This is a genomic window from Pseudomonas sp. MC6 (assembly GCF_054790575.1).
In genome coordinates this window covers 2,171,112-2,185,328 of record NZ_CP186504.1, presented here as the reverse complement: position 1 = coordinate 2,185,328, position 14,217 = coordinate 2,171,112, and the positions used below count along the sequence as shown (strand labels likewise).

Below are 14,217 nucleotides of genomic sequence, written 5' to 3'. Positions count from 1 at the left end.
ATGAGCCAATTGATTCGAGTCGAAGACTTGCGGGTGGTCGCGTGTGGCGAGCGCGGTGAAAGCGAAATCGTCAAAGGCGTGAGTTTCGCTCTGGAAAAAGGCGAAGTATTGGCGCTGATCGGTGAGTCCGGGTCGGGCAAAACCACCATCGCCCTGGCCTTGCTCGGGTACGCCCGGCGTGGCTGCCGGTTGTCCGGCGGAGTGGTGCAGGTCGGTGAGCACGACATGCTGGCCCTCAGCGAAAAAGAACTGCAAAAACTGCGCGGCAACCGTGTGTCGTACATCGCGCAAAGCGCGGCGGCCGCGTTCAATCCGGCAAAAAGACTGCTCGATCAAGTGGTGGAGGGCGCATTGATTCACGGTTTGGGCACCCGTGCGGTGCTCGAAGCCAAAGCCATCGCGTTGTTTCGCGACCTCGCATTACCGAACCCTGAGCGCATCGGCCAACGTTATCCGCATCAGGTGTCGGGCGGGCAATTGCAGCGGGTGATGGCGGCGATGGCGCTGATCAGCGATCCGTTGCTGGTGGTCCTCGATGAACCGACCACCGCCCTCGATGTGACCACCCAGATCGACGTGTTGCGTGCCTTCAAACGGGTGGTTCGCGAACGAGGTGCGACCGCTGTCTACGTGTCCCACGATCTGGCGGTGGTGGCGCAAATGGCTGACCAGATTGTGGTGCTCAATGGCGGCCAGATATTCGAACAGAGCGCTACCGCGCCGTTGTTGAAGGGGCCGTCCCATGAATACACCCGCAGCCTGTTGGCCGCCGCGCGCCCGGACACCTCGATCCGGCCGCCCTGCGGCATTGCTGAAGAGCAACCGCTGCTGACCATCAAAGGCCTGACCGCAGGCTACGGCAACAAGAACACGCACGGCATGCCGGCGATCCGCGTATTGGAAGACATTGATCTGACCGTGCGTCGCGGGCAGGCCATCGGCGTGATCGGTGAGTCCGGTTCCGGCAAGTCGACGCTGGCGCGGGTGGTGGCGGGGTTGCTGTGTCCGGCGCTGGGCGGGTTGACCTTCGATGGTCAGCCACTCGGCGGCTGCCTGTCCGAGCGCACCGATGAACAGTTCCGACGGATACAGATGGTCTTTCAAAACGCCGATACCGCGCTTAACCCTATGCACAGTGTCAGCACCATCCTCGGTCGGCCGCTGAAAATGTATTTCGGCCTCAAGGGCGCGGCGTTGCACGAACGAATCGGCGAACTGCTCGATCTGGTGCGTTTGCCCCGAACCCTGGCCGAACGTCGCCCGAATGAACTGTCCGGCGGGCAAAAACAACGGGTCAACCTGGCGCGTGCGCTGGCGGCAAAACCGGACTTGATCCTGTGCGATGAAGTAACCTCGGCACTGGACACGGTGGTGGGTGCGGCGATTCTCGAACTGTTGCGCGATCTGCGTCAGGAGCTGGGTGTTTCGTACCTGTTTATCAGTCACGACATCTCCACCGTGCGCGCGCTGTGCGATGACATTGTGGTGATGTACAGCGGCCACAAAGTTCAGGCCGGGACGCGTCAGGCATTTGCCCAGCCGCCGTTTCACCCCTACACCGACTTGCTGATTCATTCTGTCCCGGAACTGCGCCAGGGCTGGCTGGAGAATTGCGGCACGACGTGTGGGGAACTGCCGCCGGTGGGGGCCAGATCCGACGAACCAGAACTGTGTACGTTCCTCGACCGCTGTCCGGTGCGGGTCGATGGCCTGTGCAATCGCAGCGCGCCTGCGCGTCGCAACATTGACGGCGGCAGTGAAATTCTCTGTCACCACGACAGCATCGAACTGCTGAAAACCCAGCGCGATGTCATCAATCTGAGTCAGGGAGCCTATGCATGAGCGGGCGTTTTGTAAGGCTGGCCGAACAGGGGCGACCTAGCGTCAACCTGACGGTGGATGGTGCGCAGGTGCAAGCGTTGCAGGGTGACACGTTGATGGTTGCCTTACTGACTCACGGCAATGCCTTGCGTCAATCGGAGTTTGATTCAGGTCGACGCGCCGGGTTTTGCCTGATGGGCGCCTGCCAGGATTGCTGGGTCTGGACGCGCAGCGGCGAGCGTTTGCGCGCCTGTTCCAATGAAGTGCGTGAAGGCCTGGACATTGTCACCACGCAACCGGAGGCAAAATGGCCATTGCACGCATAGTCATTGTCGGCGCTGGGCCTGCGGGCATTCGTTGTGCCGAAACGCTGGTGGCGGCCGGTTTCAAGCCGACGCTGATCGATGAAAATCGTCGCGATGGCGGACAAATCTATCGTCGCCAGCCCGAGGGTTTCACCCGCAATTACGCCACGCTGTACGGCAGCGAAGCGCATAAGGCGCAAGACCTGCATGAGAGCTTTGATCGCCTGCGCGAGCGGATCGACTATCGTCCGGACACCCTGGTGTGGAACCTCACGCCGGGACAATTGTGCTGCGTCAGTCAGGGCCGGCACTCGACGCTGGATTACGACGCGTTGCTGCTCTGCACGGGCGCCACTGACCGGCTGATGCCGATCGAAGGCTGGCAACTGGCGGGCACTTACAGCCTTGGCGGGGCGCAGATTGCGCTCAAGTCTCAAGCGGTGTCGATTGGTCGCAGCGTTGCGTTCATGGGCAGCGGACCGTTGTTGTATCTGGTTGCCAGTCAGTATGTGAAAGCCGGGGCGACGGTGGCCGCGGTGCTGGACACCTCGCCGCTGCACAAGCGTATCGGCGCACTGCCGAAATTGCTCGCGCGCCCCGGCGTGCTGTGGACCGGGATGAAGTTGTTGGCGCAGTTGTATCGGGCAAAGATACCGGTGCATCTCGGCGTCGAGCCGTTGCAGGTACTGGGTGATGCAGCCAGCGGCGTCAGCGGCGTGCGGATACGCACCGGTAAGGGTGAAACGCTGAGTCTGGATTGCGACGCCGTGGCGCTGGGTTATCACTTGCGTCCGGAAACTCAGCTGGCGGATCTGGCGGGATGCCGGATGGCGTTTGACCAGGCGTCCGGCCAGTGGTGGCTGGCGGTCGACGAAGCGGGGCGCACGTCGGTCAGCGGTGTCTACGCTGCCGGCGACGGCGCGAAAATTCGCGGTGCCGATGCGGCTGAGCACGCCGGGCGACTGGTGGCCATGGCCTTGCTGGAAGATTTGAACCAACCGGTAAACGCCGGTCTGCGTGAGCAACAACGGCAGGCGCTGGTGGTGATGGATCAGTTTCGTCTTGGCCTGGCGCAAGCCTTTCCCTGGCCTGCGCAGCAAGCCTCGGCGTTGCCGGACGCTGCCATTGTCTGTCGGTGCGAAATGATCAGCGCCGGTGAGCTGCGCCGCACTGTCAGCGAGAAGGGCGCCTGTGAGCTCAACCGTGCCAAAGCGTTCAGCCGGGTCGGCATGGGCCGCTGTCAGGGCCGTTATTGTTCCCAGGCCGGGGCCGAGGTGATCGCGGCAGCGGCGGGTGTCAGCGTGCAGCAGGTCGGTCGACAACGCGGCCAGGCGCCGGTCAAACCGCTTTCGATGTTCACCGAGGAGGTGTCGCCATGACTGTTGAAAAAGCTGATGTGGTGATTGTCGGCGGTGGCTTGATGGGCTCGGCGGCAGCGTTTTTCCTGCGTCGTCGCGGGCACTCGGTGATCCTGCTTGAGCGTGACCAGATCGGCCAGTACGCCAGCGGTGTCAACTTCGGCAACGTCCGTCGTCAGGGCCGCTATCTGGGGCAACTGGAACTGGCCAACCGTTCATGGGCATTGTGGAAGCGCTTGCCGGAACTGATCGATGACGACCTGGAGTTCATCGCCAGCGGGCACATGCGCGTGTGTTATCGCGACGACGAAATTGCCGAACTGGAGGCGTATGCCAACGCGCCGGAAGCGGCGCAACTGGATCTGCAAATCTACCGTGGCAAAGCGTTGCATGAGCGCTTTCCCTTCCTCGGCCCGGACGTCAAGGGCGGCTCTTACGCTCCGCACGATGGTCACGCCAATCCACGCCTGGCGGCACCGGCCTTTGCCCGGGCAGCACGGCGTCTGGGGGCGCGGATCGAAGAACAGACTGAAGTGGCCGAAGTGCAAAAGGTTGCTGGCGATTTTCGCGTCAGCACCACCGATGGCCGCCAGTTCAGCGCGGCGCAGTTGTTGATTACTGCCGGTGCGTGGGGGCAGAAGCTGTCACAACAGTTCGGCGAACCGGTGCCGCTGGACACCCACGGCCCGCAAATGGCCGTGACCGAGCCGGTGCCTTACGCGTTGCCGACGGTGATTGGCGTTTACACCAAAATCGCCGAGGAAGTGATCTATTTTCGGCAGATTCCGCGCGGCAACATCGTCATTGGTGGCGGCTACCGCAGCAAGCCGGACATGCTCAATCGCCGCGCCTATTTCGAGCCGCGCAGCCTGCTCAATCAGATGGAACAGATGCGGCGCCTGCTGCCGGGTGTCGGCAATCTGAACATCATCCGCGTCTGGAGTGGCATTGAAGGTTATCTGCCGGACTCCTTGCCGATCATGGGACCGAGCGGCACGGTTGACGGTTTGTTCTATGCCTTCGGGTTCTGCGGTCACGGCTTCCAGCTCGGCCCTGGCGTGGGTGACGTCATGGCCGAACTGATCAGCACCGGCAGCACCAGCACCTCGATTGAACCGTTCTCCATCCGCCGGTTCGCCACCCTGACCGAGCAACGGAGCAAAGCCTCATGAAGCCGCGCGTACTGGAGATTCTCAAGCGTTTGTTGGCGTTCGATACAGTCTCTTCGGAGTCGAACATGGCCCTGATTGACTACGTCCGCGAATTGCTGCTGAGCAAGGGCATCGAGTCGCTGATCGTCAAAGACGAAACCGGCAGGAAAGCCAATCTGTTCGCCAGCACCGGCCCGCAAGGCTTGCCGGGTATCCTGCTGTCCGGGCACACCGACGTCGTGCCGGCGGCAGGGCAGGCGTGGACGCTTGAGCCGTTTCAGGCGACGCTGCAGGACGGGCGAATTTACGGGCGCGGCAGTTGCGACATGAAAGGGTTCATTGCCTTGGCCATCGACGCGATGCTCGACGCTGCCGACCATTCGCTGAACCGGCCTTTGCAACTGGCATTGTCCCACGACGAAGAAACCGGCTGCGTCGGTGTGCGGCGCTTGCTCGACGTTTTGCATCTGGCCCCGGTGCGCCCGTTTCTGTGCCTGATTGGCGAGCCGACCAACATGCAGTTCGTACTCGGGCACAAGGGCAAGGGCTCCTATCGCACCTACTGTCGTGGCCTGGAAGCGCATTCCTCACTGGCGCCTCGCTCGGTCAATGCGATTCACGTGGCTTGCGACTTTATCGCCGCACTGCGCGACAGTCAGCGCCAATTGCAGGAGCAGGGCGCCCAGGATACGGATTACGACGTGCCTTACACCACGGTGCATGTTGGTCAGATTGGTGGCGGGCGCGCCCTGAACATCGTGCCCAATCTCTGCACTCTGGACTTCGAGGTGCGCAACTTGCCGGCCGATGATCTGGACCAGTTTCTCGCGCAGATGCAGGAGCGCGCCGAGCTGATCGTACGCGAGGCGCGTTTACTGTCGAGCGTCGCCGCCATCGAGATCGAAACGCTGAACGTCTATCCCGGGCTCGACACGCATCCAAGCGTCGAAGCCGTGCGCTTTCTGAAAAACTTCGCCGCGCCGGATACCGGTGTGTCCAAGGTGTCTTTTGGCACGGAAGGCGGTTTGTTCAAGCAGCGTCTGGATGTGCCGGTGGTGGTGTGCGGGCCGGGTTCGATCGAGCAGGCGCACAAGCCGGATGAGTTTATCGAGGTCAGTCAGATGGAGGCCGGGGAGCGGTTTCTTCAGGGTTTGCTGGGGTCGCTGAAACAATGACGGTGCCTGTAGGTGCGAGCCAGCTCGCGCCTACAGGGTTTTGTGTTGATCTGCTGTTGCGGCGAAAATTTCAGCATCCGACGCCGTCCTCAAAGCGCTTTCAGCATCCTCCCCCGTAGTACCTCCCTAGACTGGAGCATGTCTCGAATCAGGACTCGACCATGCTCAAGAATCGTTTGAAAGACTCCAGCCTTTTGGCAGAACTCGCTTATATAAACGGGCAGTGGATCGGCGCCGATGACGCCGCGACCCTCGACGTTATTGATCCGGCCAGCGGTCAGTTGCTTGCCCGGGTGCCGGCCATGCAAGGCGCGGAGACCCGCCGCGCCATCGAGGCCGCCGACAAGGCCTGGCCCGCCTGGCGTGCGCGCCCGGCCGCCGAACGCGCCACTTTGCTTGAGCGTTGGTATCAGGCCATGGTCGACAACCTCGATGATCTGGCACTGATCATGACCTGCGAACAGGGCAAGCCGCTGAACGAGGCCAAAGGCGAAATCCGCTACGGTGCCGGGTTCGTCAAGTGGTTCGCTGAAGAGGCCCGCCGTGTCTACGGCGAAACCATGCCGGCACCTGGCGGCGACCGTCGGCTGCTGACCTTGAAACAACCGGTCGGCGTCTGCGCGGCGATCACGCCGTGGAACTTCCCCAATGCGATGATCACCCGAAAATGCGCGCCGGCGCTGGCGGCGGGTTGCCCGATCATTGTCAAACCGTCGGATCTCACACCGCTGTCGGCGCTGGCGCTGGCGATATTGGCAGAACGTGTCGGTATTCCGGCCGGTGTGTTCAATGTGGTGACCGGAATGCCCGCCGGCATTGGTGAAGAGCTGACTGGCAACCCGACAGTTCGCAAGATCTCCTTTACCGGCTCGACCCCTGTAGGCCGTTTGCTGATGCGCCAGAGCGCCGAGCACATCAAGCGCTTGAGTCTGGAGTTGGGCGGTAACGCGCCCTTCATTGTCTTCGATGACGCCGATCTGGAGCAGGCCGTGGCCGGGGTCATGCTCAGCAAATTTCGCAATGCCGGCCAGACTTGCGTGTGTGCCAACCGCATCCTTGTGCAAAACGGCATCTATGAACGCTTCGCTCAGCGACTGGTGGAAGAGGTCGGCAAGCTCAAGGTTGGTAATGGCCTGGAAGCTGATGTCACGATTGGCCCGCTGATCAACCCGGCCGCAGTAAGCAAAGTCGCGCGGCACATTGACGATGCGCTGACCCAGGGCGCGCGTTTGCTCTGTGGCGGCATGCCTGATGCCAGCAGCCAGTTCGTGCAACCCACCGTTCTGGGCGATGCCCATGCCGGCATGCTGCTGGCCAACGAAGAAACCTTCGGCCCGGTGGCGCCGTTGATGCGGTTTGACAATGAGGCACAAGCCCTCGCTCTGGCCAATGCCACGCCGTATGGCTTGGGTGCCTACTATTTCACCCAGGATCTGCGCCGCTCCTGGCGGTTCGGCGAAGCGCTGGAGTTCGGCATGGTCGGCCTTAATACCGGAATCATCTCCATGGATGTCGCGCCGTTCGGCGGTATCAAGCAATCGGGGCTGGGCCGCGAGGGCAGCAAGTACGGCCTGGATGAATACCTTGAAGTCAAAGCCTTCCACATCGGCGGGCTGTAATTCACGTGCATGGGGAGGCAGGTTCAATGAGCAAGGCATTCAAGATCGCCGCGATTGCCGGCGACGGCATTGGCAAGGAAGTGTTGCCCGAAGGTTTGCGTGTGCTGGAGAAGGCTGCGAAAAAATGGCAGTTGGACTTGAACATTGAAGTTCTTGAATGGGCCAACTGCGATTACTACCTGGAGCATGGGCAGATGATGCCCGATGACTGGTTTGAGCAGCTCAAGGGCTTCGACGCGATTTATTTCGGCGCGGTCGGCTGGCCGGACAAGGTGCCCGATCACATTTCGTTGTGGGGATCACTGCTGAAGTTTCGCCGTGATTTCGACCAATACGTGAATATCCGTCCGGTGCGTCTGTTTCCCGGTGTCCCGTGCCCGCTGGCCGGGCGCGAACCGGGCGACATCGACTTCGTGGTGATCCGCGAGAACACGGAGGGCGAGTATTCCTCGGTAGGCGGAAAAATGTTCGAAGGCACCGAGCATGAGTTCGTGCTGCAAGAGTCAGTGTTCACCCGTCGCGGTGTCGACCGAATTCTGAAATTTGCCTTCGATCTGGCCCAGACCCGTCCGCGCCAGCGTCTGACGGCGGCGACCAAGTCCAACGGCATTTCCATCAGCATGCCCTACTGGGACGAGCGCACCGCGTTGATGGCGGCGAACTACCCGCAAGTTACCTGGGACAAGCAACACATCGATATCCTCTGCGCACGGTTCGTCTTGCAACCGGATCGATTTGATGTGGTCGTGGCCTCGAATCTGTTTGGCGACATCCTGTCCGACCTGGGGCCGGCGTGTGCCGGAACCATCGGCATTGCGCCTTCGGCCAACCTCGATCCTGAGCGCCGTTTTCCCTCGTTGTTCGAACCGGTGCATGGTTCGGCGCCGGATATCTACGGGCAGAACATTGCCAATCCGATTGCGATGATCTGGTCCGGTGCGTTGATGCTCGATTTTCTCGGCAACGGTGATGAGCGTTATCGGGCCGCGCATGACGGGATATTGCGGGCAATCGAGCAGGTGATTGCCGACGGCCCGATTACCCCGGATCTCGGCGGAAAAGGCGCGACGCAAGACGTCGGTAAAGCCATCGCCGACATCCTTTAAGCCCACGTCAATCAGCCTGGGGAAGCGAGCCTGCTCGCGAAAGCGGTGTCAGCCCGGAGACGATCAACTGACGATGCGCATTCGTGAGCAGGCTCGCACACTTGGGTTATTGATGTTTTCAGTAACCCTGCTGGCGGTCGATCTGGCCCGCCATTGGCTCCCCGCGCTCAAACCGGCGAATGTTTTCCAGCAACACCGCAAATGCGCTTTGCGGTTGCGTCATCGCCGCAATGTGCGGCGTCAGCAGAATCTTTGGGTGCGCCCAGAACGGATGATCCGCCAGTGCTGGTTCTTCTTGTAATACATCAAGCACCGCGCCACTGAGCTGTCCGCTGTCCAGTGCTTGCAACAAATCGCTTTCCACCAGATGCCCACCCCGGCCCATATTGATCAGCGCCGCACCGTGTGGCAGTTGCCGGAACACGTCACGATCAAGAATCCCTTGGGTCTGTTCGGTCAGCGGTAACACGCACAGGAGAATGTCGCACTGGCTGAGAAACGCCGACAGTTGCGCGTCACCCGCGAAGCAATCCACGCCGGCAATTTGATGGCGGCTGCGCGCCCAGCCTTTCAACGCGAACCCCAGCGGCTGCAACGTCGCCAGAATCTGTTGCGCCTGCGCACCGAGCCCCATTACCCCGACCCGCCGCGTGTGCGCCGGTTGCAGCATATGCGCTTGCCAGCAACGCGCGATTTGTTGCTGACGGTAACGCAGCATGTCGCGGTGCAGGCTGAGCACGGCGAAACTGGCGTATTCGCACATGCCACGGGTGATGCCGGGATCAAGCAGGCGCACCACCGGCAGGCTGGGTGGAAGGCGGCTCAGATCGAGTTGATCGACACCGGCCGACAGCGCGAACAACACTTTCAGGTTTGGCAACACCGCAGCCAGATCGTCCGGCGCTTGCCACGCAGCCAGGTAATCAATGTCGGCCGGATCGCCGATATCTGGCCAGGCGCGCCATTCGATGTCCGGGGCGTGTTCGGCGAACAACGCTTGCCACTGTTCGCCGCGTACAGGGTCAGCTTTATAAAGCAGGGCCATGAGCAATTCCTGAAAGGGGTAGGTGCTTTCATGATCGCGCAATGCCGGCGCAGGATCTGTCGAAAGCGTCAGTGCAAACGGTCTGCGTCACGCTCGATGAACGTGACGGCGGCAGATTCGGCGGGCTGAAGGAATCTGCCGTTTGGCAGGGTCAAAACAGTCGATCCGAATTTCTCAGGGGGGAAGTTCGGCGTAGTTCGTTTCGCGCAAGCCTTAATCTGAACACCATCGCAACCACCTCCAGGTTGCCGGTCTCACGATGGGAAATGCCATGAATAGCAAAGTCGACGACACCCCTCATTTGCTCCGTCAGCGCGATCAATTCGTGCCGCGTGGCCTGGTTACCGCTCACCCATTGGTGATTGATCGCGGCCAGGGCGCCGAGTTGTGGGACGTGGACGGCAAGCGCTACCTGGATTTTGTCGGCGGCATCGGCGTGTTGAACATTGGTCACAACCATCCCAAAGTGGTGGCGGCGGTGCAGCAGCAATTGCACAAGATTTCGCACGCCTGTTTCCAGGTGGTCGCCTATCAACCTTATCTGGATCTGGCCCAGCGTCTGTGTGAAATGATCGGCGGCCAGCAAGCCTATAAGGCCGCGTTCTTCACCTCCGGCGCCGAAGCGGTCGAGAACGCAGTGAAAATCGCCAGGGCTCACACCGGCCGTTCGGCGGTGATTGCCTTTCGTGGCGGCTTCCATGGTCGTACCTTGCTGGGCACCACGCTGACCGGCATGAGCCAGCCTTACAAACAGAACTTCGGCCCGTTTGCACCGGAGGTTTTTCACACGCCTTACCCGAATGCCTATCGCGGCCTGACCAGTGACATGGCGCTCAAGGCCCTCGAGGAACTGTTCGCAACGCAAGTGGCGCCTGAGCGGGTGGCTGCCATCATCATCGAACCCGTGCAAGGCGACGGCGGCTTTCTTGCGGCACCGGCCGAGTTCCTCCAGGCCCTGCGCGCGCTGACCGAAAAGCACGGCATCGTGCTGATTCTCGATGAAATCCAGACGGGGTTCGGCCGCACGGGCAAATGGTTCGGTTTCCAGCATGCGGGCATCCAGCCTGATCTGGTAACCGTGGCGAAAAGTCTGGCCGGTGGTTTGCCGCTGTCGGGGGTGGTCGGTAAAGCGGCCATCATGGACGCGCCGTTGCCCGGAGGTCTGGGTGGCACTTACGGCGGCAACGCGTTGTCATGCGCAGCGGCGCTGGCGGTGATCGAGGCCTTTGAGGAGGAGCAGTTGCTGGCACGCGGCGAGGCGCTGGGCGAGCACTTGCGTCAGGGTTTGTTGCAGTTGCAGAGCCGTTACGCGCAAATCGGCGACGTGCGCGGTACCGGTTTCATGCTGGCGATCGAGTTGATCAAGCCTGACGACGCGCGTACACCCGATGCGGATCTGAATCAACGCTTGATCGATGAGGCGCGCAAGGGCGGCTTGCTGGTGATCAAGTGCGGTGTGCACCGCAATGTTCTGCGTTTTCTCGCGCCACTGGTGGCCACGCCGACGCAGATCGACGAAGCCTTGCAGATTCTCGAAAGCGCCTTGGCACGCGTCTTGAACTGAGTGCCTGTGCGCTCGCGGCGGTGCGTCAGCGCATCGCTTGTGAGCATTTGTGGAGCATGGACGGATGGAATGCATCATTGGAGGCTTCGCACGCCATGGGACTGATTGATTATCGAGCGTTGCTCATTGATTGCGATGAAGCGCTGGTCGACCGCGACTCGGGAGTCTGGACGGCATTGCTACCGCTGCTGGTCAGTCGGGGTGGTCATCCGGACAAGGATCAGGTGCTGGCTGAATACCGTGAAGTGCTGCATGCGCTGTATCCGCGTTTCGCTGAGCTAGGCTTCAGTGGCATGTTGTGTTTCGCCCATCGTCAACTCGCCGAACGCTGGGGCTTGAATGCCAGTTGGGAGGAGGGCATGAGCTTTGCCCGGTCGGTGGCGGCATGGTCATTGTTCGAAGACGCGCCAGGTGCGATGTTGTACCTGCGCAAGTTCTACCGCCTGCTGGTCCAGGGTGACCGCGATGCCGAAGATCGTGGCCCGCTGTGCGAGCGTTTGGGGATCAATGCCGACGACTTCATTTCATTGGCTGACGCACCGTTGCAGGACGCCAATTGGCTGAGCGCCAACGCACTGGTACCGGGCGACATTCTCCATATCACGCGCGCAGGTGCGCGCCGAGGGTCGGAGAATGACGTGTGCCTGATCAGTCGTGATCGGGGCAGGCAACCCACGCCCTGCTCGGCGCAATACTGCATCAACAGCATGGCGGACCTGGTGACTCAGCATCAGCTGTCATTACGGCGCTGATTTTGCTAGAAGATTGTCCTACAAATGGCAGTCAGAGGTATGCAATGGAAGGGATAGTAAAACTGGACCGGATCGACATCAGCATTCTGGTCGAGTTGCAGAAGGATGGCCGCATGACCAACGTCAGCCTGGCCGATGCCGTCGGGCTGTCGGCCAGTCCGTGTCTGCAACGGGTCAAGCGACTGGAATCAGCGGGTTATATTTCCAGCTACAAAGCGCACCTGAATCTGGCGAAGATCACCGACTCGGTCACGGTGTTTACCGAAATCACCTTGAGCGATCACAAACGCGAGGATTTCGCCAAATTCGAATCGAATATTCGTTTGGTCGACGAAGTGCTTGAATGTCATCTGATCAGCGGCGGCTACGATTATCTGGTGCGCTTCATGACCCGCAGCATCCAGCATTATCAGGAAGTGATCGAAAGCTTGCTGGACAAAAATATCGGCATTTCCAAGTACTTCAGTTACATCGTCATCAAGTCGCCCGTACTCAAGGATGGCGTGCCGCTGCGCAAATTGCTGCGGCATTGAACTGCAGTGACTGCCACCGCGTGGACTTCAGCGCTAAGCCCCGGCCCACTCATCACGAAACTGCAGCAGAAAATCGACAAACGCCCTGACCCGTTGCGGCACATAGCGGCCGTGCGGGTAGAGCAAGGTGTAAGGTCGCGAACGCCCGGCGTAAGGCTGTAGCACCTCAACGAGGCTGCCGTCGGCCAGCTCCTTTTCGACGATGAACTTGTACGTCTGGAAGACCCCCGCGCCGTGTTTGGCCAGGGTGACGCCGCCAAGCACATCGTCTGAGCAGGAGTAGCCTCCCTCGGAAATCACTTCCCGATCATCGCCGTTTTCCTGGAACAGCCAGGAGATCCGCCGTCCGCTGCTCGGCAGTTCGAACTGAATGCATTCGTGTTGCACCAGATCCTCAAGCGTCTGCGGTACGCCAGCCTTTTTCAGATAGTCGGGAGAGGCGACCACCACCAGTTTTGCATCCTCCAGCAGGCGCGCGACCATGGTCGAATCCGGTTGGGCGCGGACGCGGATTGCCAGATCGTAGCCTTCGCCGACAAAGTCGATATTGCGGTTGCCCAAGTGGATGTCGACGGTGACGTCGGGGTAGAGCGCGCGGAATTTTGGCAGCAGCGGCAGGATACGGTGATGCCCATAAGTGGTGGGCAGGCTGATGCGCAACAGCCCTGAGGGTGACGTCTGTGCGCCCATGACTTCCTGTTGCGCTTCGACCAGTTGCGTCAGCGCCTGGCTGCACTGGACGAAAAAGTTTCTGCCAGCTTCGGTCAAGCGAATGCTGCGCGTGGTTCGCGCAAACAGGCGCGATCCCAAGCGCTGTTCCAGACGCAGAATCGACCGGCTCACCGCTGCCGGCGTTACACCCGCAAGCTGGGCGGCAGCGGTGAAACTGCCGGCTTCAGCGGCGAGGCAAAAGAGTTCGATGCTGCCTAACTGCAAGTCTTCAAAGTGGCGCTTCATGGAGTAAGCCTGAGGATCAACTGACGGTTCATTCTCAGGTTTATCTCATGAAGCGGCACCGCCGGTACACACCGGCAGTGCCGTGGTGAGGTATCAATGGCCAGCGCTCTGACCACCGTCAACGTGGAGGATTTCGCCGGTCACGAACTTCGCACTGTCCAGGTAAAGGATCGCTTGCACGATGTCGTCGATTTCGCCCATATGACCAACCGGATGCAGGCTACCGAGGGCGGCGTGGGTTTCTTCGCCGTGCATCGGTGTCTTGATGATGCCCGGCGACACCGCGTTGACCCGAATGCCGCGCTTGGCGTACTCGATGGCCAGGGATTTGGTCGCCGCGTTGATGCCACCCTTGGTCAGCGAAGCGAGCACCGACGGTACGCCGTCAATCGCGTGGTCGACCAGGCTGGTGGTGACGCTGACGATATGGCCGCTGGCGTTTTTCTCCATTTCGGCAATTGCCAGTTGCGAGATATGGAAGAAGCCGCTCATGTTGGTCGCCACGACCTGTGCGTAGTCTTCTTTGCTGTATTCGGTGAAGGGTTTGGCGACGAATATCCCGGCGTTATTGACCAGCGTGTCGATACGACCGAAGCGTGCAACGGCTTCGCGGATCACCCGCTCGGCGGTTTGCGGGTCGGCGATGTCGCCGGCGACGGCGAGAATGTCCGGGTCAGTGGATGGTTTGATCGAGCGCGAGGTCGCGACAACCTGATAGCCGCGTTCACGGAATCCTTTGACCAGACCTGCGCCAATGCCTTGCGAGGCGCCAGTGATCACTACAACTTTTTTGGACGTGTTCATGATGTTTCCTCATGCAATCTGGATGGT

General features: G+C 60.7%; 13 protein-coding genes. 10 read left to right on the top strand and 3 right to left on the bottom strand.

All coding sequences use genetic code 11. The annotated features are described in order from the left end of the window. The 7 genes from ACOYXE_RS09820 to ACOYXE_RS09790 all read left to right on the top strand — a co-directional run bounded on the left by ACOYXE_RS09820 (position 1) and on the right by ACOYXE_RS09790 (position 8,535). Positions 1–1,842 carry an ABC transporter ATP-binding protein gene (locus tag ACOYXE_RS09820; RefSeq protein WP_160057518.1) on the top strand — a complete coding sequence of 614 codons (1,842 nt, stop codon included), beginning with the start codon at positions 1–3 and terminating at the stop codon, positions 1,840–1,842. Next, on the top strand, positions 1,839–2,147 hold the full coding sequence (locus tag ACOYXE_RS09815; protein ID WP_160057519.1) for a (2Fe-2S)-binding protein: 309 nt from the start codon (positions 1,839–1,841) through the stop codon (positions 2,145–2,147). Before ACOYXE_RS09820 ends, ACOYXE_RS09815 begins: the two co-directional genes overlap by 4 nt. Further along, positions 2,129–3,505, top strand: a complete 1,377-nt coding sequence (locus tag ACOYXE_RS09810) for an FAD/NAD(P)-dependent oxidoreductase (RefSeq protein ID WP_460928949.1) — start codon at positions 2,129–2,131, stop codon at positions 3,503–3,505. The genes ACOYXE_RS09815 and ACOYXE_RS09810 overlap by 19 nt, the downstream gene beginning before the upstream one ends. Beyond that, the gene (locus tag ACOYXE_RS09805) at positions 3,502–4,656 is read left to right on the top strand and encodes an NAD(P)/FAD-dependent oxidoreductase (RefSeq protein WP_405123990.1); all 1,155 of its coding nucleotides are present in this window, start codon (positions 3,502–3,504) and stop codon (positions 4,654–4,656) included. The genes ACOYXE_RS09810 and ACOYXE_RS09805 overlap by 4 nt, the downstream gene beginning before the upstream one ends. Then, the gene (gene argE, locus ACOYXE_RS09800) at positions 4,653–5,810 is read left to right on the top strand and encodes an acetylornithine deacetylase (RefSeq protein ID WP_460928946.1); all 1,158 of its coding nucleotides are present in this window, start codon (positions 4,653–4,655) and stop codon (positions 5,808–5,810) included. The genes ACOYXE_RS09805 and argE overlap by 4 nt, the downstream gene beginning before the upstream one ends. A 161-nt stretch (positions 5,811–5,971) precedes the next feature. Further along, positions 5,972–7,429 carry an NAD-dependent succinate-semialdehyde dehydrogenase gene (locus tag ACOYXE_RS09795; protein ID WP_405123988.1) on the top strand — a complete coding sequence of 486 codons (1,458 nt, stop codon included), beginning with the start codon at positions 5,972–5,974 and terminating at the stop codon, positions 7,427–7,429. Positions 7,430–7,455: 26 nt separating this feature from the next. Beyond that, entirely contained in the window at positions 7,456–8,535 is a 1,080-nt protein-coding gene (locus ACOYXE_RS09790) for a tartrate dehydrogenase (RefSeq protein WP_016987779.1), read from the top strand. 118 nt (positions 8,536–8,653) lie between these two features. On the opposite strand, the gene ACOYXE_RS09785 is transcribed toward ACOYXE_RS09790, so the two are convergent. Beyond that, on the bottom strand, positions 8,654–9,580 hold the full coding sequence (locus tag ACOYXE_RS09785) for a 2-hydroxyacid dehydrogenase (RefSeq protein ID WP_460928943.1): 927 nt from the start codon (positions 9,578–9,580) through the stop codon (positions 8,654–8,656). A 271-nt stretch (positions 9,581–9,851) separates the two neighbouring features. Here ACOYXE_RS09785 and gabT point away from each other — a divergent pair, with 271 nt between their 5' ends. The 3 genes from gabT to ACOYXE_RS09770 all read left to right on the top strand — a co-directional run bounded on the left by gabT (position 9,852) and on the right by ACOYXE_RS09770 (position 12,429). Continuing rightward, positions 9,852–11,144, top strand: coding sequence for a 4-aminobutyrate--2-oxoglutarate transaminase (gabT, locus tag ACOYXE_RS09780; RefSeq protein ID WP_016987781.1), 1,293 nt, complete (start codon positions 9,852–9,854; stop codon positions 11,142–11,144). Between the two features lie 95 nt (positions 11,145–11,239). After that, positions 11,240–11,896 carry an HAD family hydrolase gene (locus tag ACOYXE_RS09775; protein ID WP_123594368.1) on the top strand — a complete coding sequence of 219 codons (657 nt, stop codon included), beginning with the start codon at positions 11,240–11,242 and terminating at the stop codon, positions 11,894–11,896. Between the two features lie 44 nt (positions 11,897–11,940). Then, complete coding sequence (locus ACOYXE_RS09770) at positions 11,941–12,429, top strand: Lrp/AsnC family transcriptional regulator (RefSeq protein WP_016987783.1); 489 nt, start codon at positions 11,941–11,943, stop codon at positions 12,427–12,429. Between the two features lie 33 nt (positions 12,430–12,462). Here the strand turns inward: ACOYXE_RS09770 and ACOYXE_RS09765 are convergent, their stop codons facing one another. Both ACOYXE_RS09765 and ACOYXE_RS09760 read right to left on the bottom strand, forming a co-directional pair. Further along, positions 12,463–13,386 (bottom strand): LysR family transcriptional regulator, encoded by a 924-nt coding sequence (locus ACOYXE_RS09765; protein WP_460928940.1) that lies wholly within the window; start codon positions 13,384–13,386, stop codon positions 12,463–12,465. A 93-nt stretch (positions 13,387–13,479) separates the two neighbouring features. After that, entirely contained in the window at positions 13,480–14,190 is a 711-nt protein-coding gene (locus tag ACOYXE_RS09760; RefSeq protein ID WP_460928938.1) for an SDR family NAD(P)-dependent oxidoreductase, read from the bottom strand. Positions 14,191–14,217 lie beyond the last annotated feature (27 nt).

Coding starts and splice junctions, on each gene's coding strand:
- gabT (WP_016987781.1), top strand. CDS start 9,852: ATGAATAGCAAAGTCGACGACACCCCTCATTTGCTCCGTCAGCGCGAT.
- ACOYXE_RS09785 (WP_460928943.1), bottom strand. CDS start 9,580: ATGGCCCTGCTTTATAAAGCTGACCCTGTACGCGGCGAACAGTGGCAA.
- ACOYXE_RS09770 (WP_016987783.1), top strand. CDS start 11,941: ATGGAAGGGATAGTAAAACTGGACCGGATCGACATCAGCATTCTGGTC.
- ACOYXE_RS09760 (WP_460928938.1), bottom strand. CDS start 14,190: ATGAACACGTCCAAAAAAGTTGTAGTGATCACTGGCGCCTCGCAAGGC.
- ACOYXE_RS09810 (WP_460928949.1), top strand. CDS start 2,129: ATGGCCATTGCACGCATAGTCATTGTCGGCGCTGGGCCTGCGGGCATT.
- ACOYXE_RS09805 (WP_405123990.1), top strand. CDS start 3,502: ATGACTGTTGAAAAAGCTGATGTGGTGATTGTCGGCGGTGGCTTGATG.
- ACOYXE_RS09790 (WP_016987779.1), top strand. CDS start 7,456: ATGAGCAAGGCATTCAAGATCGCCGCGATTGCCGGCGACGGCATTGGC.
- ACOYXE_RS09775 (WP_123594368.1), top strand. CDS start 11,240: ATGGGACTGATTGATTATCGAGCGTTGCTCATTGATTGCGATGAAGCG.
- ACOYXE_RS09815 (WP_160057519.1), top strand. CDS start 1,839: ATGAGCGGGCGTTTTGTAAGGCTGGCCGAACAGGGGCGACCTAGCGTC.
- argE (WP_460928946.1), top strand. CDS start 4,653: ATGAAGCCGCGCGTACTGGAGATTCTCAAGCGTTTGTTGGCGTTCGAT.
- ACOYXE_RS09820 (WP_160057518.1), top strand. CDS start 1: ATGAGCCAATTGATTCGAGTCGAAGACTTGCGGGTGGTCGCGTGTGGC.
- ACOYXE_RS09765 (WP_460928940.1), bottom strand. CDS start 13,386: ATGAAGCGCCACTTTGAAGACTTGCAGTTAGGCAGCATCGAACTCTTT.
- ACOYXE_RS09795 (WP_405123988.1), top strand. CDS start 5,972: ATGCTCAAGAATCGTTTGAAAGACTCCAGCCTTTTGGCAGAACTCGCT.